This window comes from Nocardia higoensis NBRC 100133 (assembly GCF_000308595.1).
Classification (GTDB): Bacteria; Actinomycetota; Actinomycetes; order Mycobacteriales; family Mycobacteriaceae; genus Nocardia; species Nocardia higoensis.
Window position 1 is genome coordinate 91,696 of record NZ_BAGA01000145.1, and the last position, 25,832, is coordinate 117,527.

Here is a 25,832-nt window from a genome sequence, read left to right on the forward strand (position 1 = left end):
GCGATCGGCCGATGTTCACCGCGATCGGCAAACAGCTGGCACAACGGAGGTTCCCGATGATCACCAACGCACTCAACTGGCTGCTCGGCGCATGGGGCACCGGCTCCGCAGGCAGCTCCGGCTATCAGATTCCGCCGGGCACGCTGCCGTTCGGCCTCTGATCCGCGCCGGGCTCGGCCTCGAGCAGGAACTGCGCGAGGTGTGTGCCGCCATGGCCGGTGAGCTGGGCGGCCTGGGTACGGCAGGAGAAGCCGTCGGCGAGGAAGACGGCGGCTTCTCCGGCCTCGGCCAGCGCGGGGAGCAGACCGGCGCCCGCGATCTGCACGGAGATGTCGTAGTGGCCGGCCTGCATGCCGAAGTTGCCCGCCAGACCGCAGCAGCCGCTGATCTCGACGATCTCGGCGCCGGTTTCGGCAATCATCCGGCGATCGACATCGAAACCGAGCACGGCGTGCTGATGGCAGTGCGGCTGGACCACCACCGAGCGACCGGATCGGTCCGGCGGACGCCAGCCGGGCTGCTCGGCGAGGAATTCGGCGAGCGTCCGCACCGCCCGCGCGGTCGGCTCGCTCCGTGGGTCGTCGGGGAGTAGTTCGGGCAGGTCGGCGCGCAGTGCCGCGGTACAGGAGGGTTCCAGGCCGACGACGAGGCCGCCGGCGCGGATGTGCTCGTCGAGGGCGTCCAGGGTGGCTCGCAGTCTGGCCCGCGCGCCGTCGAGCTGTCCGGTGCTGATCCAGGTGAGACCGCAGCAGACGCGCTTGCCGGGAATGGTGACGGTGTGGCCGGTCGATTCCAGCAAGCGCACGGCCGCTTCGGCGATCTCGGGGGCGAAGGTGTCGGTGAAGGTGTCGAGCCACAGCATGACCGTCGGCGTACCCGCTCCGGCCCCGCCCGGGCCATGCGCGCCGGCCGAGGTGGCGCCGGCCGAGGTGGCGTCGCGGGTAGGCCAGGTGCGCCGGAAGGTGCGGTCGGCCAGCCGCGGGACCGGGCGGCGCGGGTCCAGTCCGGCCGCGCGTAAGCCCCAGCGTCGCAGCGATTTCCGGCTCGCCAGTGCGTTGGCGAGCCGGGGGAATCCGGACGCGGAGGCGAGCCAGCGCGGCAGCATGCCGAGGGTGTAGTGATCGACGGGGCGCAGGCGACGGCGGTAGCGCCGGTACAGGATTTCGGTTTTGTAGGCGGCCATGTCGACGCCCGCCGGGCAGTCGGTGCGGCAGGCCTTACACGACAGGCACAGATCCAGTGATTCCGCGACGGCCGGCGAGGTGATCGGCAGCGCGCCGCGCACCACTTCTTGCAGGACCCTGGCCCGCCCCCTGGTGTTGTCCTTCTCGTCGCCGGTGGCCAGGTAGGACGGGCACATGAAGCCGCCCGCGGCCCGGTTGTCGGCGCGGCAGCGGCCGACGCCGACGCAGCGGTGCACGGCCGTGGCCAGATCGCCGCCGTCGTGCGGGAGGGCGAGACCACCCACGGACGGCAGCGGCGGCACGCCCGCCACCCGCAGGTCGGCGTCCACCGCGTTCGGCTCGACCAGCACGCCGGGATTGAGCGTGCCGTCCGGATCGAACAGCGCCTTGAACTCGGCGAACGCGGCGAGGACGGGCGGCGGGTACATGACGGCGAGCAGTTCCGATCGGGCCCGGCCGTCGCCGTGCTCACCGGAGAGCGAACCACCATGGCGGACAACGAGTTCGGCGGCGTCGAAGAGGAAGGCGCGGAAGCGGGACGGCGCGTCGGCGATCGGCAGGTCCAGGCGGACGTGGATGCAGCCGTCGCCGATGTGGCCGTAGAGCAGGCCGTCGACACCGTGTTCGCCGGTGAGCGCGGCGAATTCGCGCAGATAGCCGCCGAGGCGTTCGGGTGGGACGGCCGCGTCCTCCCAGCCCGGCCAGGCCGGGTGGCCCTGCTCCGTGCGCCCGGCCAGTCCCGCGCCGTCGGCCCTGATCCGCCAGAGTGTCGCGGCCACGGCGGCCTCGGTGACGATCCTGGCCTCCAGCGCGTGCGCCGCGCCGCAGAGCAGGCGGGCCGACTCGAGCGCTTCGTCCGGAGTCGCGCCGCCGGTCTCCACGAACAGCCAGGCGCCGCCGCGAGGCAGCTCGGGGACCGATCCGCGGTGCGTGCGCACCACGTCGACCAGGCGCGAATCGATGCCCTCGACCGCGATCGGATCGCACGACATCACCGCGGCGATGTCGTCGGCGGCGGTGGCGATGTCGGGATAGCCGAGCACGGTCAGCGTGGTCGCGCCGGGCAGGGGGACCAGCCGGACCTCGGCATCGAGCAGCAGGCCACAGGTGCCCTCGGTGCCGACGAAGGTCTTGGCGACGTCGGAGCCGCGCTCGGGCAGCAGGTGCTCGAGGCCGTAGCCGGAGGCCTGGCGGTCGAAGCGGCCCAGCTCGGTGCGCAACAGCGCGAGATGGGAGCGGGTGAACTCCGGCAGGCCGGGCACGACGGACGGGTCGGCGGCCAGGGCCCGTTCGGCGCCACGACCGTCGATGACCCGCAGCGCGGCGACATTGTCGCTGGTCCGGCCCCACGACACCGCGCGCGGGCCGCAAGCGTTGTTGCCGATCATCCCGCCGAGGGTGCAGCGGTCCTGGGTGGACGGGTCGGGGCCGAAACGCAGCCCGTGCGGGCGGGCGACACGTTGCAGGGCGGAGAGCACGACGCCGGGTTGCACCGTGGCCACCCGGCGATCGGCGTCGAAGTCCAGGACACGATTCATGTGCCTGCTGAAATCGAGGACCACGCCGGGACCGACGGCATTGCCCGCCACCGACGTGCCCGCGCCGCGCGCGGTGACCGGCAGGCCGTGCTCGCGGGCGAAAGCCAGGGCGGCGGCGACGTCCTCGTCGCCGCGCGGGAAGACCACGGCGGCGGGCGGCACCCGGTAGTTGGAGGCGTCGGAGGAGTACTCGGCACGTCTGCGCGGCGAGATGTCGACCTCGCCGTCGAGTCGGGCCCGCAGCGCCGCGAACAGCTTTTCCTCGGTCATCCCCGTCAGCCTAGTGAGCGCGTCCCGGCACTGTTCGCCCACGGCGAAGCCGGAACAACCTTGATCTGAACAATAGTTGAGGTTCTAGTGTCGGTGGCCTGGGGTGGAATGAGCGCGGTCGAAAGGGAGCAGACGTGAGCATCGAATCGGTGGCCTGGAGTCAGATGTACCGGCAGGCCAACGCGCCCGACGAGCGACGGCCGTTCCGTGCCGCCACCGCCCGCCGGATTCTGCGTTTCGCCGGGCCACACCGGCGGCGGATCGGGGTCTTCCTGCTGTTCAGCATCGTCTCCGCGCTGCTCGCGGTGGCCACCCCGGTGCTGGCGGGACGGGTCGTGAACAGCATCGTCGGCGCGGCCGAACCACGGGTGGTGGTGTTGCTGGCCGCGGCCATCGGCGCGCTCGCCGTCGCCGACGCCGGGTTGGGGCTGGTGATCCGGTGGCTGTCCGCGCGCATCGGCGAAGGGCTGATCCTGGATCTGCGGCGCGCGGTGTTCGACCACGTGCAGCGGATGCCGGTCGCGTTCTTCACCCGCACCCGCACCGGCGCCCTGGTGAGCAGGCTGAACAACGACGTGATCGGCGCGCAGCGCGCCTTCAGCGACACCCTCTCCGGCGTGGTGACCAATCTCGTCACGCTGGCGCTGACGCTGGGGGTGATGCTCACCATCTCCTGGCAGATCACCCTGCTGGCGCTGCTGCTGCTCCCGGTGTTCGTGGTGCCGGCGCGGCGGATGGGCCACCGACTCGCCGAGATGCAACGGGAGGCCGCGCGACTCAACGCGGCCATGAGCACCCAGATGACCGAGCGCTTCTCGGCCCCCGGCGCGACCCTGGTCAAGCTGTTCGGCAGGCCCGAGCAGGAATCCGCCGAGTTCGCCGCGCGGGCCGGGCGGGTACGCGACATCGGAGTGCGCACCGCGATGCTGCAGACGGTGTTCGTCACCTCGCTGACGCTGGTGTCGGCGCTGGCGGTCGCGCTGGTCTACGGCCTCGGCGGCTGGTACGCCCTGGTGGGCAGGCTGGACGCGGGCGCGGTCGTCGCGCTCTCACTACTGCTGACCAGGCTCTACGCTCCGCTGACGGCGCTGGCCAGCGCGCGGATGGAGATCATGTCGGCGCTGGTCAGCTTCGAGCGGGTCTTCGAGGTGCTCGACCTGAAGCCGCTCATCGAGGACGCGCCGGATGCCGTGCCGGTGCCCGACGGCCCGGTGGAGCTGGAACTCGACGGCGTGCGCTTCGGCTACCCCTCGGCGGACAAGGTCTCGCTCGCCTCGCTGGAGGAAGTCGCGACGCTGGACACCCGCGGCGGCGTGGAGGTGCTGCACGACATCACGCTGCGAGCCCGGCCGGGACAGCTGGTGGCGCTGGTCGGCTCCTCCGGCGCGGGCAAATCGACCATCGCGCAACTGGTTTCGCGGCTCTACGACGTGGATTCGGGTGCGGTGCGATTGAACGGAGTCGACGTCCGCAGCATCAGCGCCCGCTCGCTGCGCGCCGCCGTCGGCCTGGTGACCCAGGACGGGCACCTGTTCCACGACACGATCCGCGCCAACCTGCTGCTGGCCCGCCCCGAGGCCGACGAGTCGGAACTGTGGGACGCGCTGCGCCGCGCTCGCCTCGCCGACCTGGTCGAATCCCTGTCCGACGGACTCGACACCGTGGTGGGCGAACGCGGTTACCGCCTCTCCGGCGGCGAGCGCCAGCGCCTCACCATCGCCCGCCTGCTGCTGAAGCAGCCGCGCCTGGTGATCCTCGACGAAGCCACCGCCTCGCTCGACTCGACCTCGGAGGCCGCGGTGCAGGAAGCCCTCACCGAGGCGTTGGACGGCCGGACCGCGCTGGTCATCGCACACCGGCTGTCCACCATCCGCGCGGCCGATCTGATCGTCGTGCTGGAGGACGGCCGGATCATCGAACGGGGCACCCACGCCGAACTGCTCGCGAGCGGAGGCCGTTACGCCGAGCTGTACCGCACTCAATTCGCCGAACCGGACGAGGTCGCCGCCTGAACAGGCACGGCAACGGCGCGGCGCAGGCCCCCGAAATCCAGGGCTTCGCAATGAAATTTCCGAGCGGTAGCGTTCGGGCCGGCGCGGACACGCCGAATCACAGATATGCGAGGTTCATATGAAGCGGACGATCACCGGGCTGGCATTGGCCGGCGCACTGCTCTTTCCCGGTCAGCTCGCGGCAGCGGGATCGGTCTCGGCCGGAGCGCCTGCCGCCGTTCCGGCCGAGGCGAGCGAAGTGGCGGACGGCGGGTCGTCCGCCTACGGCTGCACGCTCGAGTGCGGTCCGTTGATGCAGCTGTGGATCGCGTTGTACGAGTCCCTGGCGGTCGGGTCCAGCGGCGGCGGCGGTGCGCCTGCCGCCTCGTGACGACCTCCGCTGTGCGCTCAGAACCCGCCCGCGACCGCGAGAACCGTTCGACCGGAATGGGTTCCGTCCCGCAGGGAACGCAGCACTCGTTCCGCGTCGGTGACCGGGACGACGTTGCGCAGCCGGCTCAGGTGGCGGGGCCGGAGGTCACCGGCCAGGCGGGACCAGAGGGCGCGGCGTTCGGCGATGGGATAGGCCACGGAGTCGACGCCGAGCAGGGCGACGCCGCGCAGGATGAACGGCATGACAGTGGTCGGCAGATCGGAGCCGCCGGTGAGGCCACTGGCGGCCACGGCCCCTCGGTACCCGATGCTGCTCAGGACGTAGGCCAGCGAACGGCCCCCGACACTGTCCACCGCCGCGGTCCAGCGAGTCGCGCCGAGTGGGCGGATCCTGGCTTCCGGATCCTCGGGCAGGCGGCCGATGACCTCGGTCGCGCCCAGTTCGCTCAGCAGTCCGGCGGCCTCGGCCTTGCCGGTGGAGGCGACGACCTCGAAGCCGAGACCCGCCAGGATGTCGACGGCGACGCTGCCGACGCCGCCGGTCGCGCCGGTCACCAGGACGGGGCCGTCGTCCGGCGTCAGGCCGTGGTCGAGCAGCGTGACCACGCTGAGTGCCGCGGTGAATCCGGCGGTGCCGATGGTGGCGGCTTCCTCGGTGCTCAGCCCGTCGAGGCGGACCACCCAGTCGGCGGGGACCTTCGCGTACTCGGCGAAGCCGCCGTGATGCGACACGCCGATCCCGTACCCGTGCGCGACGACCCGGTCGCCGGGTGCGAAGTCGGGGCTGTCGGAGGCCACGACCTCGCCGGTCAGGTCGATGCCGGGAATGATCGGATAGGCCCGGACGACTCCGCCGCGCGGCGTGATCGCCAGCGCGTCTTTGTAATTGGCACTCGAGTAGTGCACCGCGATCGTCACCCGGCCGCCGTCACCGTCGTCGAGGAAGCTCTCTTCGACCTCCTCGCGAACCAGGGCGATCCCGCTGCCGGACTCGTGCGCCACCATCGCTGCGAATGCCATGGGATCGAGCATACGAGCCGCTCGACCCACGACGGAGACATCCGGTTCCGAGAAGAGAGGTTTCACCCATGACCCTGCGTTCGCTCGCCGCCGGTGCCGCACTGGCCGCCGCCGCACTGTGCGCGCTGCCCGCCGCCGCCCATGCCGACGACCCGGAGTTCCCGCGCAACGGCATCGTGCCGCCCGGGGCCTACCACATCCCCCGTGGCGCGGCGAATGTCGTGGGGACACCACTGGACGGCTGTGTCCTGCACGTCGACGGCAATACGACCAACGTGTTCCTGGACTGCCCGGCCTTCGATCGCGCGGGTCGCCAGATCGCGCGCGGCCCGAACGAGACCGACATCGTGCTCGACGGCGTGCCGCTCGGACTGTCGCTGCACGACATCGATCCGCGCCAGGGCATCTGGACCGGCACTCCGAACGTGGGCGGATTCCAGATCCCGGAACCCTTGGCCGGTCTCGGACTGCAGCGGCGCTGACCGGACCGCCCGGGCGCATCGACAGAGCTCGGCGCGACCAGCTCCCGGCCCCCGCCCCGCGGCGTACCCCGCGCCGGGGTCAGGCGGACAGCGGTGCGGCGGTGCACACGATCATGGACCGGGCACGCGCACCGGTAATCGGTGGGCGCCGTCAATCCGCGGCGAATTCCAGTCGCACGCCGAGCAATCGGACCGGCCGGTCGAGCTCGAACCGGTCGATGACGCGCACCGCCGCCTCGACGATCGTCGCGACATCGGCGCTCGGGGCGGCGAGCTTGGTCTGCTTGCTGCGGGTGTAGAAGGTGTTGGTGCGCACCGTGACCGACACGCGCGCGGTGATGCGACCGGCCTCGGCCATCTCCTCGGCGACCTCGGTGGCGAGCCGGGCGACCTCGGCGCGGATCTCGCCGGGATCGGTGAGATCGCGGGGAAAGGTGTGGGATCTGCTGCGGCCCACCGGTACTCGTGGCTCGGTGAGGACATCGGTGTCGCCTCTGCCGTGCCCGAGCACCCACAGATAGGGCCCGGTGTTCGGGCCGAACTCGGCCGCCAGGCGATCGCGATCGGCGGCCATCAGGTCGGCGACGGTCTCGATGCCGATGGCCGCCATGCGCGCGGCGATACGGCGGCCCACGCCCCACAGCGCCTCGGTCGGGCGGTGGCCCATCACCTCGGTCCAGTTGGCGGCGGTGAGAACGAAAGTACCTGTCGCCGAGCCCGGTTCGTCGGCGGGTGCGGCGGACGACTTGCCGGTGGACTTGGCGAATCCGGTCGCCAGTTTGGCGGTGAGCTTGTTGTCGCCGATGCCGATCGCGCATGTGAGCGACAGTTCGGCGATCGCCGCGCGGATCTCGGTGGCCAGGGTGCGCGGATCATCGGTGTCGGCCGCCAGGAACGCCTCGTCCCAGCCCCAGACCTCGACCCGGCCGGGGAAGGTGCGCAGCAGATCCATCACCTCCCTGGAGGCGTCCTCGTAGGCGGTCATGTCCAGCGGGAGGAAGACGCCCTCCGGGCAGCGCTTCGCGGCCGCGCGCAAGGGCATGCCGGCGCGCACGCCGTAGGCGCGGGCCGGATAGGACGCGCACGTCACCACTTTGCGCGGCTCCTCGGGATCGCCGTTGCCGCCGACGATCACCGGCCTGCCGCGCAGTTCCGGGTGGCGGCGGAACTCCACCGCCGCCTGGAACTGGTCGAGATCCACGTGCAACAGCCACCGGGCCATTCGTCCGTCATACCCCTTTACCAGCATGAACCGCGGCACTGTCTTGCCCGGCGCCGGAAACAGAACTAAATTCTGGATATGAAGATTCGAGATCGGTTGCTCACGGCGGCCGAGCGCGAGTTCGCCGAGCACGGGCCGCTGGATGCCACGCTGGCCCGGATCAGAGAGTCGGCGGGCGCGAGCGTCGGCGCGCTGTACCACCACTTCCCGGACAAAGCCGATCTGTACCGCCAGGTGTGGGCGCACGCGCTCGGCGACTACCAGCGCTGCTTCTGGGGCGCGGTAGGCGAGAGCGCGGATGCGCGGACCGGCGTGGTCGAGGGCGTGCGCGCGCACCTGCGCTGGGTGAGCGAGCACCCGCACCGGGCGACCATCCTGCTGTCGACGCGCCCGCCGGGGGTGCGCGAGAGCGAGAGCAACCGGACGTTCCTGACCGACGTCGCGCGCTGGTGGCGCACGCACGCCGGTTACGGCGCGGTCCGCGCGCTCGATTTCGACGTGCTCTACGCGCTGTGGCTCGGTCCGGCACAGGAGTATTCGCGCCAGTGGTTGAGCGGCGCGATCCCGGTCCCGCCCGCCGACGTGGGCGACGAACTCGCCGAGGCGGCCTGGCTCGTGCTGGGCGCGCCGTCCGCCGCGACAGGCATCGACACCCGAGGAGACACCCGATGACCGCCACCACCGAACTCGACTTCGACCGCGCCGCCCAGGTGCTCGCGGCTCAGCCGTTCGCCGATCTGGTCGGCACCAGGCTGACCGCTTTCGGCGACGGGGCGGCCACGCTGCTGGTGCCGATCCGTCCGCAACTGTGCCAGCAGTTCGGGTACGTGCACGGCGGTGTGCTGTCGTATCTCGCCGACAACGCACTGACTTTCGCGGCGGGCACCGTACTCGGCGCGAATGTGCTCACCGGCGGGTTGAGCATCACCTACCTGCGGCCCGCCGCGGGGCAGACCCTGCGCGCCGAGGCCCGGGTGACCGGATCGACGCGCCGGCAGGCGGTGGTGAACTGCGAGATCTTCGCCGAGTCCGATGGCACGGAGCCGGTGTTGTGCGCGCTGGCGCAGGGCACCACGCGAACCGTGGAACGCACGCTCGGCTGAGCGGCCGGGCACGCAGTTGCGTGCCCGGCCGCTGAGCGACTGTCAGGCCGTCGCGGCCAGCGTCCTGTCCTCCGCCGCCGGTTCGGCGACCGGCTCGATGGCGTAGGCGAGGATGTCGGCCACGTCGGCGACCGGACGCACGTCCAGGGCGTCGAGCACCTCGGCGGGGACCTCGTCGAGGTCCGGCTCGTTGCGGGCCGGTATGAAGACGGTCTTCAGGCCGGCGCGCTGGGCCGCGAGCAGCTTCTGCTTCACGCCGCCGATGGGCAGCACCCGGCCGTTCAGCGTGACCTCACCGGTCATGCCGACGTCGGCGCGGACCTGGCGGCCCAGCGCCAGCGAGACCAGGGCGGTGACCATGGTGACGCCCGCGGACGGACCGTCCTTGGGCACCGCGCCCGCCGGGAAGTGGATGTGGATATTGCGGTCGAGCACCGAGGGCTCGATGCCGATCTCCTCGAGATGCGAGCGCACGTAGGTCAGCGCGATCTGCGCCGATTCCTTCATGACCTCGCCCAGCTGACCGGTCAGGGTGAGCGAGCGCTCGCCCTCGGCGGCATTGGCCTCGATGTAGAGGACGTCGCCGCCCGCGCCGGTGACCGCGAGACCGGTCGCGACGCCCGGCACCGCGGTGCGTTCCACCGAATCCGGGGTGAAGCGCGGCCTGCCCAGGTAGTCCTTCAGGTCGCCGACGTCGATGGTCAACGGGTCCGAGGCCGGGGCCTGCGCGGTGGTTCCGTCCGCGCCCGGCGCGGTCTCGTCCACGAGCGGCTCGTCGTAGCCGAGTTCCGGGCCGTAGCCGGCGACTGTCCGGCTCGCGCCCTGATCCGCATCGCCTGCGGCGGCACCTGATTCGGCCTCGGAGAGCCGAGTCGCCGCCTTGCGCAAGGCCTTCGCGATCAGCCGTTCCATCTGCCGAACGCCTGCCTCCCTGGTGTGGTTGGCGGCGATCTCGCGCAGCGCCTCCTCGGTGATGCGCACCTCCTCGGCGGTCAGCGCGTTGCGTTCCAGCTGCCTGGGCACCAGGAAGTCGCGGGCGATGGCCACCTTGTCGTCCTCGGTGTACCCGTCGACGGTGATGAGCTCCATGCGGTCGAGCAGCGGGCCGGGGATGGTGTCCATGACATTCGCGGTCGCGATGAACAGCACGTCGGACAGGTCCAGGTCCAGATCCAGGTAGTGATCGCGGAAGGTGTGGTTCTGCGCGGGGTCGAGCACCTCGAGCAGGGCGGCCGCGGGGTCGCCGCGGAAATCCGAACCGACCTTGTCGATCTCGTCGAGCAGGACCACCGGGTTCATCGACCCGGCCTCCTTCATCGCGCGCACGATTCGGCCCGGCAGCGCACCGACGTAGGTGCGCCGGTGGCCGCGGATCTCGGCCTCGTCGCGCACGCCGCCCAGGGCGACGCGCACGAATTCGCGCCCGAGCGCCCGGGCGACCGATTCGCCGAGGGAGGTCTTGCCCACGCCGGGCGGGCCGACCAGCACCAGCACCGCGCCGGAGCCGCGTCCGCCGACGACCTCCAATCCGCGACGGGCGCGCCGGGCCCGCACCGCGAGGTACTCGACCATGCGGTCCTTGACCTCGTCGAGGCCGTGGTGATCGGCGTCGAGCACGGCGCGGGCGGCGGCGACATCGGTGCTGTCGGTGGTCTTCACCTGCCAGGGCAGCTCCAGCACGGTGTCGAGCCAGGTCCTGATCCAGCCGGATTCCGGGCTCTGATCGCTGGCCCGCTCCAGCCGGCCGACCTCGCGCAGGGCGGCCTCGCGCACGGCGTCGGGCAGGTCGGCCTGCTCGACACGGGTGCGGTAGTCGTCGGCGCCGTCGGGCTCGTCCTCGCCCAGTTCCTTGCGGATGGCGTTGAGCTGCTGGCGCAGCAGGAACTCGCGCTGGGTCTTCTCCATGTTCTCGCGGACCTCCTCACCGATCTTCTCGGTGAGTTCGGACTCGGCGATGTGCGCCTTGGTCCACTCGATCAGCGAGGTCAACCGCTGCGCGGGCTCGGGGGTCTCGAGCAGTTCGCGCTTCTGCTCGGCGGACAGGTAGGGGGCGTAACCGGCGGTGTCGGCGATCGCCGAGGGGTCGGTCAGCTGATCGACGGCGTCGATGAGCTGCCAGGCCTCCCGGCGCTGGAGCACCGAGATGACCAGCTTCTTGTATTCGGCGGCCAGTTCCTTGGTCCGGCCGTCGGCGGCCGGGGTCTCGACCGGTTCGGCCTCGACCCACAGCGCGGCACCCGGTCCGGTGACGCCGTGGCCGATCTTCGCGCGGCGTTCGGCCTTCAGCACGGCCGCGGGCGCGCCGCCGCGCATCCGGCCGACCTGTTCGACGGTGGCGACCACGCCGTAGGCGGCGTAGCCCTCGGGCAGGCGGGGAGCGAGCAGTACGGCGTCGGTTCCGGCGGCGCGCGCGGCGTCGATGGCGGCCTGCGCGGATTCGTCGAGTTCGATGGGCACGACCATGCCCGGCAGCACGATCGGATCGGTCAGGAACAGCACCGGCAGATCACGGGGTGTAGTCACGTTTCGATCCCTCCAAGAGTTGAGCGATACCTACTCAACCCGTCGAGTTTTCGTATTGTTCCGCCTGGTGACGGTGTTCACCGACAGCGAAGCCAGGCACCGTTGACCCTTCAAGACCGTCGAGCAGGGGGCCGCGACCACCATGGTCGCAGCCATCGCGCCGGAGTTCGAGGCCACCGGCGGGCACTATCTCGACGACTGCCGGGAGGCATACACGATCGACGACGACGCCGACCTCGCCGACCACCCGCACGGTGTCGAGCGATGGGCCATCGACCCGGACGCCGCGCGTGAACTCTGGTCGATATCACGCGCGACCCTCGACGGGACAGAATCGTGAGAATGCGCTGGCAGCTGGTCACACGTCGACCGAGAATCCACAGCAGCGGCGGGCCGGGGCGACCCGGCGGCGGCACGCGTTGACACCCGATCGGGGCAATGAGAATGTGAGGCCTCGGTTCGTGAACAAGATCGGTTGAAGGGGGCCTCCAGGATGTCGACACTCGCGGCAGGGGTGTTCGTCGACTGGGAGGAACTGACCGGGCAATCCAAATTCGTCGTCGAACTGATCAGCTTTCCGGTCTTCAGCGCGGTGGCGGGCCTGCTCACCAACTGGACCGGCGTGCTCATGCTGTTCTGGCCGGTGGAGTTCCGCGGTGTGCGCATCCCGGGACTGCACGTGCTCTACCCGTATCTGCCGAGGCGGGTGCAGGTGCTGCCGACGTTCTCCGGCGACGGCAGACGTCTGGGCTTCCAGGGTTTCATTCCGGCCCGCGCGGAGAAGATGGCCAGCATCTGCGTCGACAAGGCGCTGCTGCGCATCGGCAGTCCCCGGGACTTCATCCACGAACTCGACCTCGACGGCGTCGCGGACCATATCGCCGAGACCGCCAGGTCACGGACACCGGAAATGGTCGACGAGGTGATGTACCGGGAGAACCCGGATCTGTGGAAAGCGGTGCCGCGCGGGGTCAAGCAGGCGGTCTACCAGCGCGTCGACGCCCAGTTGCCGAAATTGTGCAGGCGCGCGTTCGATTCGCTCGGCGACAATATCGACCAGCTGATCGACATCAAGACCTTCGTCATCCGCTACCTGCGTCAGAATCCGGAGATCCTGAAGGATCTGACCACCACCATCGCCGAGCCGGAACTGAAGTTCATGGTGCGGATCGGCCTGCTCGGCGCGCCGTTCGGCCTGCTGCTCGCGCTGTATCTGCACGTACACGACAGCATTCCGGTGATCGGCTGGATTCCGGCGTGGGTGATCGTGCTGCTCGCCTCGGCGGCCATCGGCGTGATCGTCAATGTGATCGCGGTGAAGATGGTGTTCGAGCCGGGCGACCCGCAGCCGCGCTACAAGTACCTGTGGCGCCAGGCGCTGCTGGCCAAGCGGCAGCCGCAGGCCGCGACCGACCTCGCGCACATCCTGGCCTACCAGGTGCTCACCCTGCCGAACCTGTCGGAAGAACTGCTGGAGGGGACCAACGGGGACAAGACCCGCCAGCTCATCGAACGGCTGATCGCCGACGAGATCCACCGCCAGCTCGGACCGACCCATTCGGTGGTGCGCGCGGCCTTCGGCGCCCGGCAGTTCGACAATCTGACCGTCGGGGCGGCGGGCGCGGCGGTGGGGCTGGCGCCCAGCCTGGCCGAGGACGAGAAGTTCGCCCGCGAGCAGGCCGCCAAGATCGACGACTTCGCCACCCGCAAACTGCGGATGCTCTCGCCCGGCGAATTCATGGAGATGTTCTACGCCTCGGTGGAACAGGACGCCTGGCTGCTCTACCTGCACGGCGCGGTGCTCGGCCTGGGCGTCGGCGCGGTGCACCTGGTGCTGTTCGGCTGGTGAGCGAACCGGTTCGGCACCGATCGAAGAAAACCAGCACGCGTGCTTGTCTTTGCCCGGTGTGCGCTGCCATGCTGGGCGGCAGCAGGCACACGACGATGGTGTGCCCGACCGGCAAGGGGTAGTGATGGCTGATCTGGACGCTCTGCTCGAGGATTTCGCCGCCGAATGCGCCGATCTCGAGAACCTGGTGGCGCCGCTGCCGGAGGCGCGGTGGGCTCTGGATACGCCCGCGCCCGGCTGGAGCATCGCCCATCAGATCGGGCACCTGGCCTGGACCGACGAGATCGCCACCGTCGCCGCGACCGATCCCGCCGAGTTCACCCGGCAGGTCACCGAGGCCGGGGCGAGCGTGCTCACCATGGTCGACGACGTCGCCGCCGAAGCCGCCGAGATGGCCCCCGCGGACCTGCTGCGGCGGTGGCAGGCGGGCCGCACCGGACTGATCGAGGCGCTGCGGGCAGTGCCCGCGGGGACGAAGCTGCCCTGGTTCGGGCCGCCCATGAGCGCCGCCTCGATGACCACCGCCCGGCTGATGGAGACCTGGGCGCACGGGCAGGACGTGGCCGATGCCCTCGGCGTGCGCAGGGAGCCCACCGCACGGCTGCGCGGGGTGGCGCACATCGGTGTGCGCACTCGCGATTTCGCGTATGCGGTACGCGGCAAGACCCCGCCCGCGACGGAATTCCGCATCGAACTCACCGCGCCGGACGGCAGCCTGTGGACCTGGGGACCGGAGACGGCCGACCAGCGGGTGAGCGGGCCCGCGCTCGACTTCTGCCTGCTGGTGACGCAGCGACGGCACCCCGACGATCTCGCGATACGCGCGCAGGGCGCCGACGCCGTCGAGTGGCTGACTCTCGCCCAGGCCTTCGCCGGGCCCAGCGGGCCCGGGCGCACAGCGGGTCAGTTCGGCTGATCCGGCCGGGACGGATACGCCGAGCCCTTCGGGCCGGGGTTCGGGTAGGCAGCAAGCGAGCGCCAAACTTGGGTGCGCCGTTTCGTGTCGACGGACCGGACGCCGTTGGCCGGGAGTCTCGTTGGCAGTCGAGTATGGCGCTCGCCTGCTCGGCTGGGGATACCCGTTTCCATCCGCTGGAAACCCGCACGCAACCGGCGGGTGTGATCCTGGACGTACCGGAACTCGTCATCCGGTCACTGTCGTACTCTGGTCGGGCGTCCGGCTTTCGATGATGCGAGCGGGACTCCCGGGACACCGAGGAGAGGAACGCATCGTGACCGCACAACGCACGAACCAGGCCTTCAGGTACACCGCGATCGTGTCCGCGAGCGCGGCCAGTCTCACCCTGACCATCGCCGCGGGCGCCTACGTGATGAGCCAGATGGCGCCCGGTATCTCGACCAACGGACCGGCAACGATCCTTGACAGGCCGGACCATTCCCTCGTCGAGGCCGAGCCCCGGATCGCACGGGCGTTCGCCGCCGCCCCCGTCTTCCCGGTCCCTGCCTCGTTCACATCCGGTGGCGCCCGGAGCCCGGTCCCCTCGGCATCCGACGAGGCCGCGACCGATCCGACCCCGACCGATCCGCCGGTCACCGAGCCACCCGCCGGAACCGGCCGCGTACCACGATCCGAGCCCGGCGGGTATCTCGATCTCGGCGTCGCCGCGCTGGACACCCGGCGCGAAGACCAGCGGACCACCGTCACCCTCACCGTCGATCCCTCGGTCACCGCGGCCGTGCACCAGCTGGTCACCGAACTGCCCACGGAGCCGGGCGTTTCCACCACGCTGCGCACCGAGATCGATCGCGCGCACGGAGTCGTCGCGGTCGGCTTCTCCGATCCGGTGCTCGGCGAGCGCAGCGTGCGGATGCCGGGCCCGATGCCATCGGAGCGGGCCACCGGCGCCGTGTCCGGGTAGGCACGCGCCGGGATCGTCCCGGACCGGCGAAGTACTGTGTGCCGACGTGTACGACTTCTGTGTGATCGGCGGCGGCATCGTCGGTGTCGCGACGGCTCACGAACTGCTGACCAGGAATCCCGGCGCGAGCGTGGTGCTGGTGGAGAAAGCCGACCGGCTCGGCGTCCACCAGACCGGGCACAACAGCGGCGTGATCCACTCCGGCATCTACTACGAGCCCGACAGTTTGAAGGCGCGACTGTGCCGCGCCGGTGCGCGCTGGACCACCGAATTCGCCCGTGCGCACGGCATCGAGCACCGGATCTGCGGCAAGCTGCTGGTGGCCACGGACGCGGCCGAACACGAACGGATGCTGGCGCTGCACGCGCGCTCGATCACCAACGGCGTCGAGGTGGAACTGCTCGACGCGGCCGAATTGCGCAGGCGCGAGCCACATGTCACCGGCGTCGGTGCGCTGTTCGTGCCGAGCACCGGCATCGTGGACTACCGCGCGATCACCGAGGCGCTGGCCGGGCGGGTGCGCGCGCTGGGCGGGACGGTGGTGCTCGGCGCGCCGATCACCGCGATCACCGAGACCGACGAGCACGTCACCGTCGAAGGCCCGGCCGGTCGGTGGACGGCGCGCACCCTGGTGGTGTGCGCGGGCCTGCAGGCCGACCGGATGGCCCGGCTCGCCGGGCTCGAGGTCGGCCTGCGCATCGTTCCGTTCCGCGGCGAGTACTACCAATTGCCCCCGGAGCGAGCGAATCTGGTGAGCACGCTGATCTATCCGATCCCCGATCCGAGCCTGCCGTTCCTCGGAGTGCACCTGAGCCCCACGGTCGACGGCGCGCTCACCGTCGGCCCGAACGCGGTGCTCGGCCTCGCGCGCGAGGGATACCGCAAGGGCAGCGTCGACCGGCGCGATCTGCTGGACATCATCACCTTCCCCGGCATGCGGCGAGTGGCCAGGACCCATCTGCGCACGGGCGCAAGGGAGTTGCGCAACTCGCTGTTCAAGCGGGGCTATCTCGCGGAGTGCCGCAAGTACTGCCCGCAACTCACCACGGCCGACCTGCGGCCGCGCCCGGCCGGCATCCGAGCGCAAGCGGTCTTGCCGGACGGCACGCTGGCGCACGATTTCCTGATCGAGCGCACCCCGCGCTCGATTCACGTGCTCAACGCGCCGTCGCCCGCGGCGACCTCGGCGGTTCCGATCGCGGAGTACATCGTCGACCAGCTCTGAACAAGGAACGCCCCGTTGCGAATCGGTGCCGCCCGGCTCCGAAACGCCGAATATTCCCGATCAACCTCTCGAATAAAGAGGACTGCTGTAGTACTTTTGTCGCAGCTGTGGATCAGGGAGGGCCTATGGGCCACATCAAGTACGCGAGCGATGTCGGCGCACCCGTCGAGGTCGCCTTCACCTACACCGACAACCACCTGTTCGTGCCGGACTGGATGTTCGGCGTCAGTGCCTTCGAGCCGATCGGAGACGCCGATCAGGGCATCGGTGCGGTTTTCGCGGCCACCACGCGCCTGATCCTGCGACCGAAGCGGATCACCTGCGAGATCACCGAACACCGGCGCAATGCCGTGCTGGCCTACACGCTGCGTGGACGGCGCCTGCGCGGGACCCTGACGCTGCGTTTCGACCCGCTGGGTTACGGCCGCTCGGTGCTGACCTCGGAAGCCCGCTACGACGACCCGCGCGGGCTGATGGGCCGGATGAGCGCCGGACTCGTCGACGCGGCTGTGCGCCGGGCGGTGCGGCGCACCGAGGCCCAGTTACGAAGAGAGATCGAAGAGTTCCACGGGACCGATCTTGTCGGGCGGATCGCATAGAGTGCCCGCCATGATCATCGTGAGCACCGACGGCTCGTGTCTGCGCAACCCCGGCGGCGCGATCGGCTGGGCGTGGGTCGATCATCAGGGCGGCGGCAGCGACAGCGGCGGAGCGCCCTCCGGCACCAATCAGATCGCCGAACTACGTGCCGTGCTCGAGGCGATCCTCGCCCACCCCGGCGAGGAGCACCTGCTGATCGAGAGCGACTCGCTCTACGCCATCAAGTGCTCCTCGGAGTGGATCCACGGCTGGCGCAACAACGGCTGGCGCACCTCCAACGGCAACCCGGTCAAGAACGCCGAGCTGATCGCCGGGATCGACCGGGCCATCGCCGGCCGGCCGGGACCGGTCCGGTTCCGGTGGGTGCGCGGTCATGTCGGCAACTACTTCAACGAACGCGCCGACGCGCTGGCAGGCGAGGCGGCCAGGCGCGCGGCGGCAGCTCCGGGAGAGGCTCCGCGCGAAGACGTCGCGCCTGTCGTGGCCACGCCGGCCCAAGCGCCGGTCACGGGGAAGGTGGTCACGGCGGGTCCGCAGGCACTGACCCTGTTCTGACCCGCGCGCGGCGCGCGAAGTCCACGGAGAAAGGCCTCCGGCGGTGGAGACACAGATCCCACCGCCGGAGGCGTCTTCGCTATTCGATTGTGCGGGCGGTCAGTTGCCCGGAGCGGGCGCGGGCGCTTCCTCCGCCGGAGCGCCTTCTGCCGGAGCTCCCTCGGTGGGAGCGCCCTGGGCCGGGGCGGGCGTGCCGCCGGGCAGCGCGCCGCCGGAGCCCTTGAGCATCGGCGAATCCAGCTTGGCGACCTTCCACTTGCCGTCTTCGTTCTTCAGATCGGCGATCACCACGATGTACTGGCGATCCGGGGTCGGCTGGGTGAAGTTGGTGCGGAACTGGGTCATGGTGACCAGCACGGTCGCCTGCTCGGTGTCGCCGTTCTGGAAGCCGCACTGCACGTCGTCGACCCAGGACTTCACCTGCGCCTGCACCATCGCCTCCGACAGCGCCTGGCCGGCCTGATCGAATTCCTCGCGGAACTCACCGGTCGCGTTGTCCTTGACCTTGGTGAAGTAGCCCTCGAGGTCGTTGGCGTAGTCGTACTCCGAGACCGTGCGGCCGAAGTCGCAGGCCGCGCGGGTGGCGTCGTCGACGGCGGCCAGCTCGGCGCCGCGGCGATCGGCCTGCAGATAGAAGACCACCACGGCGGTGACCGCGGCGACCAGCAGGATGCCCGCCACGAACGCGGCGATGATCGGCGCCATGCCCCGGCGCTTGCCGTCGTCGCCCGAGGGCGCGGGCGCGGCGCGGTCGGCCGTCGCGGCGGGCTCGGCCTTCGCGATCGAGACCTTCTCGGTCTCGTCCCCGGCCTCGGTCGACGCGGCCTTCTTCACCACGACCGTCTCCGCGTCGCGATCGGCGGATGCTTCCTTGTCGGGCACGACGGTCTCGTCATCGGTGCCCTTGGCGCCCTTGTCGTCGGTGTTGTCGGCGTTGTCGGTGGCCATCGATGGATACCTGCACTTTCCCGGCGCGTGAACGCACCGATCGGGTGGCCGGTCGCACCAGTAGAGAGCTTCCGTGCCCGTTCTGTCGGCGAGTATGCCGGGCCGAGGTGAACACCCACGGCCCGGGTCGACTCACTTGATCGGCGGGAGGGTCCGCTCGTTCGGATCCACACCCGGCGGCATCTGCGCGCCGTTGTTCGGCACATTCGGGCGAGGCGCGTTGGCCGCGCCGCGGATCTGCTGTCCCGGAGGCGGATTCACGCAGTAGTTCCACTTCGGGATGGCGCCGTCCTGCACCACCTCGTTGCGGTACACCGGGGTGTCGTAGGTGCAGAAGGGGCGCGGCCAGATGTCGATCATGGCGCGGAACTCGCCGTTGACCGCGGGCACGCCGAGCGCCTCGACACCGACCGCCAGCGACGGGAACAGCGCCCGCAGCGCGGGCAGCCGCAACTGGGCCGCCCTGGTGATGGCAACGAAGTTGGTGACCAGACTGGTCATCGGATCGGTGGTGGTGTCGAGCACCGCGCCGAGCCGGGCGAGCTGCGCCGGCGCCTGCTCGAGCACCCGCTGCACCTCGGCATTGGCGTTGTCGAACTGTTCGAACAGTACGCCGGAATTGGCCGTCAAGGTCGCCAGGTCCGGCTGCGCGTGCGAGGTCGTATCGGCGATCGTGCGCAGGTTGGTGATCAGATTGGTGGTCTGCGGCAGCAGCGAATCCAGGCCCGCGGTGACCAGCGAGATGCCGTTGATCAAGCCGCGCAGCTGATCCGGGCCGGCGCTGAGCGCGATATCCAGTTCGTTGAGGATCACGCTGAACTTGTCCGGATCGATCTGCGAGATCAGCGCACTGGAATTGTCGAGCACCGACCACACCGGCGTCGGAGTCGTGACCCGCGCGCTGTCGAACTCGATGACCGCGCCGTCGGCCAGATACGGTCCCTCTTCGGTGTTGGGCCGGAAATCGATGTACTGCTCGCCGGCGCCCGACAGCGCCTGCACCGAAACCAGTGTGTCGACCGGGATCTCGTAACCGCTGTCGATACGGACCACGGCCGCGATCGCCTGGCCGCGATCGATCAGATCGATGGAATCGACCTTGCCGATGCGGAATCCGCGCAGGGTCGCGTCGTTGCCCGGCTGCAGACCGCCGGAGCGGTCCAGCTTCACGGTGACGGAATATTCCGAACGCAGCGGGTTGAACCGCATCACAGCCACGGCGAGATAGCTCGCGCCGACGACCAGTACCAGTAGCAGGCCCAGCGCCGAAAGCCATTGCGTGCGTGACAACTTCATCGTTGTCCCCCTTCGACCCGGTTCTGCACCAGTTGCAGCACCTGCAGGATGCTGCCGGTGAAGTCGGCGACGTCGTTGAGGTCCCACAGGCCGGCGTAGGCGGGGTCGGTCAGCGCGCTCACGTCCAGGTTCGTCGCCGTCGCGTAGACCGAGAAGCTGCGACCGCGGAAGGTGGCGTCCACCTTCGGGCGGATCTCGTGCATGCGATCGAGCATGACCTCGAACTCGCTGCCGGTCGCCGCCAGCGCGTTCATCAGTTCGTGCGTGCTGTTGAGCAGGTTCTCCAGCTGCGCGGTGGAGGTGACCGAGTAGTCCCCGATCGCCGCGCTCGCCGTCGAGAGCTTGGTCAGCAGTTCGCCGATGGCCTGGTTGTTCTCGGCGATGGCGCCGATCATCTGCGGCAGCGTGTCGGCGACCTCGCCGAGTTCGGCCCGCCTGCTCTCCAGCGTGCCCGCCAGCGCGTGGAACTGGTCGAGCGTGGCATCCACCTGCGCGGAGTTGGCGTTGAGGCTGCCGACCACGCCGGTCAGCTCGGTGATCAGATGAGCCACCTGATCGCCGCGGCCACCGACGATGGAATCGAGTTCCGAGCCGATCTTGGACAGCGCCGCGACGCCGCCGCCGTTGAACAGCAGCGACACCGAGATCAGCAACTGCTCCACGGTGGCGCCCGCGGAGGTCTGCTCCAGGGTGAGCGTGTCACCGTCGGACAACATGGCCGCGCCGGGCTCGGCGACCGGCTTGGAGACCGCGACGAACACGTCGCCAAGCGGCGTCGCCTGGCGCAGTTCGGCGGTGCTGCCCTTGGGCAGTTCGATCTCGCTGTCGATGGTCAGATCGACGATCGCCTGGAAGTTCTTGGTCTTGATGTTGGTGACCACGCCGACATCGGAGCCGCCGATCTTGACCTTGGCCTGATCGGGCAGATTCAGCGCGTTCTCGAACACCGCGTGCAGGGTGTAGGTGTCCGCGGCCTGCCCGGGCTTGGGCAGCGGCAGATCCTCCACCGTGAAGCTGCATCCCGAGGTGATGCCGACTCCCGCGACCGCGGCCAGGGCGACCAGCGCCCGGCGTGCCTTGTTGCTCATTCGGTTCGTCATTTCGTCAGTCCGAGCAGTGCGGCGGTGAGCCCGTAGTCCGGGCCCATGTCCTGCACATTGCCGGTGCGGCAACCGTCTTCGCGCATCTGCAGCCGTTCGCAGAACAGGCTGACGATCTCGCCGTTGAGGAAGGTGCCGATGGCCGCGTTCAGGCGCACCCACTGATGCTCCCGGCTCACGATCCGGTCGATGTTCTGCAGCGCGAGCGGAGCCACGTCCACGACCTCGGTGACGCCGTAGGCGTTGTCGCGCAACTGCTGGGTCACGTTGGTCAGGCCGGTCAGGGTGCCCTGCAGTTCCCCCTGGTAGTCGCCCAGGGTGGTGGAGGTGTTGGCCAGGAAGGCGTTGAGCTGGTCCAGCGTCGCCTGCAGGCCGGGCGCCTGGTCGGCGAGCAGGCCGGTCATCTGGGTGACCCGGTTGCTGAAATCGCGCACCGACTGGTCGTTGTCGGCCAGCATGGTGGTCAGCTCGTTGAGACGCACGATGATATTGGAGATGGCGTCCTTGTTGTCCACGCCGACCTTCAGCGCACCGGAGAGCGCGTCGAGGGTGTCGCGGATCCGCGCCCCGTTGCCGTCGAGCATCGGGTAGAGCACCCGGCCCGACAGCGGCCCGACCCCCTCGGAGCCCTCCTTCGGCGCGAGGGCGGCGGCGAACTGATCGATGGTCTTGATCAGGGTGTCCAGCTCGACCGGGGTGCGGGTGCGGGCCAGGGGCAGGTGCGAGCCGTCGGCCAGTTCCTCGCCACCGGTGTAGACCGGGGTGAGCTCGATGTGCCGGTCGGTGACGATCGAGGGCGAGATGATCGCGGCCTCGGCGTCCTCGGGGATCTTCACATCGGAGTCGATCGACAGGTGCACCTCGACGAGAGTGCCCTTGGGCACGATCTTCTCGACGGTGCCGACCTCGAGCCCGAGCACCGTCACCGGATTGCCCACGAAGATGCCCGCGATGTTCTGGAAGTCGGCGGTGATCCGGGTGTCGGCCGACGGATTCACCGCGTCCGGTAGCAGCGAGCAGCTGCCGAGGGAGAGCGCGGCGACACCGATCACCGCGGCCTTGACCGCGTGCCGGAGTTTCGCCGTGGTGGCGGTTTTCATCACTGGCACCCCTCGATGACTTGGACGAAGCACAACCAGTTGTCCGGGAACAGCCACGGCACCGCGACCACGCCGTACGGACCGCTGCCACCCCACGAGTTGGACAGGTAGCGGACCGACGGCGGCATGATGGACAGCATCCGGTCCAGGTTGTCCTTGTTCTTCTGCAGGCCCTCGGCCATGGTGTTCAGCTGCGCGAGGGTCGGGCCGAGCTGGTCGTTGTTCTGCGCGCCGATCTCCTCGAGCTGACGCGACAGGGTCGCGACGTTGTCGAGCAACTGACGCAGCAGGTCCTGGCGTTCCATCACCCGGTTGGCGATGGCCTCGCCCTGGGTGATCACCAGCAGCACGCTGTTGCGGTTGTCGGCCAGGATCTCGGTGACCCGGTCCATGTCCTTCAGCAGCTGGTCGACCTGCTCACGCCTGGTGTCGATGGTCTTGGCCAGCGCGCCGACGCTGTCGAGCGCCTGCGCGGTCAGCGCCGGGGTGTCGCCGAACTGCTCGTTGATCACGTTCAGGGATTCGGCCAGCTGTTCGGTGTTCAGTGCCTCGAACTTCGGCGTGCCGATCTGCACCACATCGGCCAGATCGTAGGGAACGGAGGTGTTGGACAGCGAAATGCGCCCGCCGGGCAGACCCGAGCCGTCACCGGGCTTCAGATCGACGTAGCGGGCGCCGAGCAGCGTCGCCATCTTGATCGAGGCGCCGGCGTCGGGGCCGAGGTCGACGCTCTTGTCGATGTTCAGCGTGAGCAGCACATGATCGCCCTCGAGCTTCGCACCCGCCACAGTGCCGACCGGGACGCCCGCCGCGTTCACCCGGTCGCCGACCCTGATGCCCGCGGCCTGCACGAACTCGGCCTCGATCTCCTGCTGGCCGACGCCGAGCAGACGGAACACGCTGGCCACCGCGAGCAGGGCCACCACGACGACGGCACCGATGATGCCGAGCCAGAAGTGCCGGTTGCCGTCGAAGCGGCGTTTCATCTTCGCGATCATGGTCCACACACCGCCGAATGGGAGTTGCCGCCGATCTGCGAGAACAGGCCGCGCGGGAAGAGCACACCGTAGAGGGACAGGTCCAGGCCGCACAGATAGGCGTTCGCGTAGGCGCCCTCGGATGTGTGCCGGCCGGCCGCCGCGAGCAGGCTGGGCACGTCGACCGCCGCCTGGTCGAGCTTGGCGCCGTTGTAGAGCAGCATGGTCAGCGCCGCGGTGGTCGAGTTCTGCGCCAGCTGCAGGCCGGGCTCGATGCGACCGACCATGGCGACCAGATCGGTGGTCGCGGCGGTGATCGTCTCGGTGGAGCCGAGCAGGGACTGGCCCTGGTCGTAGAGACCGCCGATGAGCGCCCTGGTCTGGGTCACCAGCGTCTCGAGCTCCTCGCCGCGGTTGGCCAGACCCGACATCACCCCGGAGAGATTGGCGATGACATCGGACAGGATCGCGTCGCGGCGCTGGAAATCGGTCGCCAGCTGGGCGGCCTGGACGATGAAGGAACTCAGCGACACGTTGTCGCCCTGCAGGGCCAGGATGATCGTCTCCGACAGGCGGTTGACCTGCTCGGGCTGCAGCACCTGGAACAACGGCTGGAATCCGTTGAGCAGAGCGGAGATGTCGAAGGAGGGCTCGGTGCGCTCCACCGGGATGGTGCCCTTGTTCTCCAGCGGCGCGGGCGAGGCCTCCTGGCCGGGTTCGAGCGCCACATAACGCTGACCGATCAGGTTCTGGTACCGCACCAGCGCCTTGGTGTCCTCGTAGATCGTCTGGTCACGCTGCACGACGAAGGTGACCTCGGCGACGGACTCGTTGTTCTCGTCGCGGACGAGCGCGATGTCGTCGACCTTGCCGACGCGCACGCCCGCCATCCGGACGTCGTCGCCCTCACGCAGGCCGAGCACATCGGTGAACACGGCCGTGTAGGTGTTGGTGCTGCCGGCGACGGTGCGCGCCAGGGTGTTCCAGACGACCACCGTCACCAGGATCGACACCAGCGCGAAGATACTGAAGCCGATCAGCGGTTTGCGGATGCTCATCGGCGATCCCCGCTCTCGGACACGGTCATGGTTCCGCCCTTCAGGATCGGGCTGAGCAGCAGGTACTCCGCGGTGGTCGGCTGACGACCGAGCAGCACCGCGATCGCGTCGTCACCGCGATAGGAGATCGCGCTCGCCTGCGGGGTGACCGCCTCGGGGTCCGCGGCGGGTTCGGTGGCGGGCGCGGGCTCGGCGGCCGGCTGCGGCGCGGTCAGGCCGGGCAGCGACAGACCGGGCAGCGAGGGCAGGCCCGGGATGATGCCTTCCAGCGGGGTACCCGCGAACGGAACCGGAGCGGCCGGGTTGTCCGGCGCGACGACCGGGGATTCCAGCGCGGTCAGGCCGGGGATCAGCGGCAGGCCGGGCACCGGGACCGCGGGCGGCAGGCCCTTGGCCGAATCGAGCGCGCGCGGGCGCAGATTCTCCGGCAGTGGCGGCAGCTCGGCCACCGTCGGCGCGGTGGCGCAGCTCGGGCCCGCCATCTCGTCGTAGCGCGGGCAATCCTCGGCCGTGTAGGGCTTGTACGGCGTCAGGGTGATGCCGGCGTCCCACACCATCTGGTTCGCCGGACCCCAGTGGAAGACGGTGTTCAGCTTGCGCAGCGACTCGCTGAGGTTGAGCAGCGCACGGGTGATCGCGGTCGGATCCGCGGTCATCGCGCCGAACAGATCCGCGGTGCCCGCGGTGATCTGCTTGCCCGCGTCGGGATTCCGCGCGAACAGGGTGTTCACCGAATCGACGGTGCCGCTGGTGCCGGTGATCAGCGACATGAGCTCGGTGCGCCGGTCGGCGATGGTGCGCGCGGTGAGCACCGATTCGCCGAGCACGTCGACCAGTTCCGGGGCCGACTCGTTGAGCGCGGCAAAGGAATTGGAGAAGTCGGTGAGCAGCACGCCCAGGTCCGGGATGGCCTGGTCGACCGAGGTCACCCAGCGGTCCAGCCGCTCGATGGTCGAGCCGGGCAACCGGCCGCTGCCGTCGAGGGCCTGCGACAGGGTGCCGAGCACGCGGCCGAACTGCACCGGGTCGATCTTCTCCAGGATGTCGCGCACCGTGGTGAGGGTGTCCTGCAGCGCGATCGTGCCCTTGCTGCGGTCCTCCTCGATGACCGAGCCTTCCTCGAGATAGCTGTCGGACGGTCCGTTGAAGACCAGTTCCACCGAGGTCACCGCGAACAGGTTGCTCGGCACCACGCGAGCGGTCACATTGGCGGGGATGCTCCTGGCGTACTCCGGCTTCAGCTCGATCTGCACCTTCTGCAGTTCGCCCTTGGCGGCCACCTCGACCTCGTCGACCGCGCCGACGAGCACGCCGCGGAACTTCACATCCGCCTCGGACGGCAGGCCGTCACCGGTGGTGGTCAGATTCGCCACCACATTGACCTTGGGCACGAAATAGCCCTGGTAGCGCGCCATCAGCAGGCCGAGCACCACCGCGAAGACCACCAGCCCACACGCGCCGGCGATCAGCAATTGCCGCATCGTGGGCCCACGCCCACTGGGATCGATGATCATCTCG

Annotated in this window: 23 protein-coding genes; 12 read left to right on the top strand and 11 right to left on the bottom strand. The window is 69.8% G+C overall.

Annotated elements, in window-relative coordinates; all coding sequences use genetic code 11:
- Positions 1-124 precede the first annotated feature (124 nt).
- Complete coding sequence (locus ON26_RS26835; RefSeq protein ID WP_040800073.1) at positions 125-2,992, bottom strand: FAD-binding and (Fe-S)-binding domain-containing protein; 2,868 nt, start codon at positions 2,990-2,992, stop codon at positions 125-127.
- 134 nt (positions 2,993-3,126) lie between these two features.
- On the opposite strand from ON26_RS26835, the gene ON26_RS26840 reads away from it, so the two are divergent.
- Positions 3,127-5,004 carry an ABC transporter ATP-binding protein gene (locus ON26_RS26840; RefSeq protein ID WP_040800076.1) on the top strand — a complete coding sequence of 626 codons (1,878 nt, stop codon included), beginning with the start codon at positions 3,127-3,129 and terminating at the stop codon, positions 5,002-5,004.
- Positions 5,005-5,122: 118 nt separating this feature from the next.
- Positions 5,123-5,374, top strand: coding sequence for a hypothetical protein (locus ON26_RS26845; protein ID WP_040800079.1), 252 nt, complete (start codon positions 5,123-5,125; stop codon positions 5,372-5,374).
- Between the two features lie 17 nt (positions 5,375-5,391).
- On the opposite strand, the gene ON26_RS26850 is transcribed toward ON26_RS26845, so the two are convergent.
- Positions 5,392-6,396 (bottom strand): oxidoreductase, encoded by a 1,005-nt coding sequence (locus ON26_RS26850; RefSeq protein WP_040800248.1) that lies wholly within the window; start codon positions 6,394-6,396, stop codon positions 5,392-5,394.
- A gap of 68 nt (positions 6,397-6,464) precedes the next feature.
- Between ON26_RS26850 and ON26_RS26855 the strand changes: the two genes are divergently transcribed.
- Positions 6,465-6,878 carry a hypothetical protein gene (locus tag ON26_RS26855; RefSeq protein ID WP_040800083.1) on the top strand — a complete coding sequence of 138 codons (414 nt, stop codon included), beginning with the start codon at positions 6,465-6,467 and terminating at the stop codon, positions 6,876-6,878.
- A 151-nt stretch (positions 6,879-7,029) separates the two neighbouring features.
- Here ON26_RS26855 and ON26_RS26860 read toward each other — a convergent pair whose 3' ends face one another.
- A complete protein-coding gene (locus ON26_RS26860; RefSeq protein WP_040800086.1) occupies positions 7,030-8,100 on the bottom strand; it encodes a DNA polymerase IV in 1,071 nt (356 codons plus the stop codon).
- A gap of 78 nt (positions 8,101-8,178) precedes the next feature.
- On the opposite strand from ON26_RS26860, the gene ON26_RS26865 reads away from it, so the two are divergent.
- On the top strand, positions 8,179-8,772 hold the full coding sequence (locus ON26_RS26865; RefSeq protein ID WP_040800089.1) for a TetR/AcrR family transcriptional regulator: 594 nt from the start codon (positions 8,179-8,181) through the stop codon (positions 8,770-8,772).
- Positions 8,769-9,203 (top strand): PaaI family thioesterase, encoded by a 435-nt coding sequence (locus ON26_RS26870; RefSeq protein WP_040800093.1) that lies wholly within the window; start codon positions 8,769-8,771, stop codon positions 9,201-9,203. Before ON26_RS26865 ends, ON26_RS26870 begins: the two co-directional genes overlap by 4 nt.
- A gap of 42 nt (positions 9,204-9,245) precedes the next feature.
- On the opposite strand, the gene lon is transcribed toward ON26_RS26870, so the two are convergent.
- Positions 9,246-11,726, bottom strand: a complete 2,481-nt coding sequence (lon, locus tag ON26_RS26875; protein ID WP_040800096.1) for an endopeptidase La — start codon at positions 11,724-11,726, stop codon at positions 9,246-9,248.
- A gap of 142 nt (positions 11,727-11,868) precedes the next feature.
- Between lon and ON26_RS26880 the strand changes: the two genes are divergently transcribed.
- The 7 genes from ON26_RS26880 to ON26_RS26910 all read left to right on the top strand — a co-directional run bounded on the left by ON26_RS26880 (position 11,869) and on the right by ON26_RS26910 (position 17,835).
- Positions 11,869-12,066: a hypothetical protein gene (locus ON26_RS26880; protein ID WP_040800099.1), complete on the top strand. Its 198-nt coding sequence runs from the start codon at positions 11,869-11,871 to the stop codon at positions 12,064-12,066.
- Positions 12,067-12,219: 153 nt separating this feature from the next.
- Positions 12,220-13,575, top strand: a complete 1,356-nt coding sequence (locus ON26_RS26885; RefSeq protein ID WP_040800102.1) for a DUF445 domain-containing protein — start codon at positions 12,220-12,222, stop codon at positions 13,573-13,575.
- A gap of 124 nt (positions 13,576-13,699) precedes the next feature.
- Complete coding sequence (locus tag ON26_RS26890) at positions 13,700-14,491, top strand: TIGR03084 family metal-binding protein (RefSeq protein ID WP_040800105.1); 792 nt, start codon at positions 13,700-13,702, stop codon at positions 14,489-14,491.
- Between the two features lie 316 nt (positions 14,492-14,807).
- Positions 14,808-15,455 (top strand): hypothetical protein, encoded by a 648-nt coding sequence (locus tag ON26_RS26895; RefSeq protein WP_040800108.1) that lies wholly within the window; start codon positions 14,808-14,810, stop codon positions 15,453-15,455.
- Positions 15,456-15,501: 46 nt separating this feature from the next.
- Positions 15,502-16,680 (top strand): L-2-hydroxyglutarate dehydrogenase, encoded by a 1,179-nt coding sequence (lhgD, locus tag ON26_RS26900; protein WP_040800111.1) that lies wholly within the window; start codon positions 15,502-15,504, stop codon positions 16,678-16,680.
- A gap of 125 nt (positions 16,681-16,805) precedes the next feature.
- Positions 16,806-17,279 (top strand): SRPBCC family protein, encoded by a 474-nt coding sequence (locus ON26_RS26905; RefSeq protein ID WP_040800115.1) that lies wholly within the window; start codon positions 16,806-16,808, stop codon positions 17,277-17,279.
- Between the two features lie 10 nt (positions 17,280-17,289).
- A complete protein-coding gene (locus ON26_RS26910; protein ID WP_040800250.1) occupies positions 17,290-17,835 on the top strand; it encodes a ribonuclease H family protein in 546 nt (181 codons plus the stop codon).
- A gap of 99 nt (positions 17,836-17,934) precedes the next feature.
- On the opposite strand, the gene ON26_RS26915 is transcribed toward ON26_RS26910, so the two are convergent.
- The 7 genes from ON26_RS26915 to ON26_RS26945 all read right to left on the bottom strand — a co-directional run bounded on the left by ON26_RS26915 (position 17,935) and on the right by ON26_RS26945 (position 25,828).
- Positions 17,935-18,783: a hypothetical protein gene (locus ON26_RS26915; RefSeq protein WP_245546078.1), complete on the bottom strand. Its 849-nt coding sequence runs from the start codon at positions 18,781-18,783 to the stop codon at positions 17,935-17,937.
- 132 nt (positions 18,784-18,915) lie between these two features.
- Positions 18,916-20,079 carry an MlaD family protein gene (locus ON26_RS26920; protein ID WP_040800118.1) on the bottom strand — a complete coding sequence of 388 codons (1,164 nt, stop codon included), beginning with the start codon at positions 20,077-20,079 and terminating at the stop codon, positions 18,916-18,918.
- A complete protein-coding gene (locus ON26_RS26925) occupies positions 20,076-21,167 on the bottom strand; it encodes an MCE family protein (RefSeq protein ID WP_040800121.1) in 1,092 nt (363 codons plus the stop codon). Before ON26_RS26925 ends, ON26_RS26920 begins: the two co-directional genes overlap by 4 nt.
- Before the next feature lie 8 nt (positions 21,168-21,175).
- On the bottom strand, positions 21,176-22,279 hold the full coding sequence (locus ON26_RS26930) for an MCE family protein (protein ID WP_040800124.1): 1,104 nt from the start codon (positions 22,277-22,279) through the stop codon (positions 21,176-21,178).
- Positions 22,279-23,265: an MCE family protein gene (locus ON26_RS26935; protein WP_373280966.1), complete on the bottom strand. Its 987-nt coding sequence runs from the start codon at positions 23,263-23,265 to the stop codon at positions 22,279-22,281. Before ON26_RS26935 ends, ON26_RS26930 begins: the two co-directional genes overlap by 1 nt.
- A gap of 8 nt (positions 23,266-23,273) precedes the next feature.
- On the bottom strand, positions 23,274-24,314 hold the full coding sequence (locus ON26_RS26940) for an MCE family protein (protein WP_040800130.1): 1,041 nt from the start codon (positions 24,312-24,314) through the stop codon (positions 23,274-23,276).
- Positions 24,311-25,828, bottom strand: coding sequence for an MCE family protein (locus ON26_RS26945; protein ID WP_040800132.1), 1,518 nt, complete (start codon positions 25,826-25,828; stop codon positions 24,311-24,313). Before ON26_RS26945 ends, ON26_RS26940 begins: the two co-directional genes overlap by 4 nt.
- Positions 25,829-25,832 lie beyond the last annotated feature (4 nt).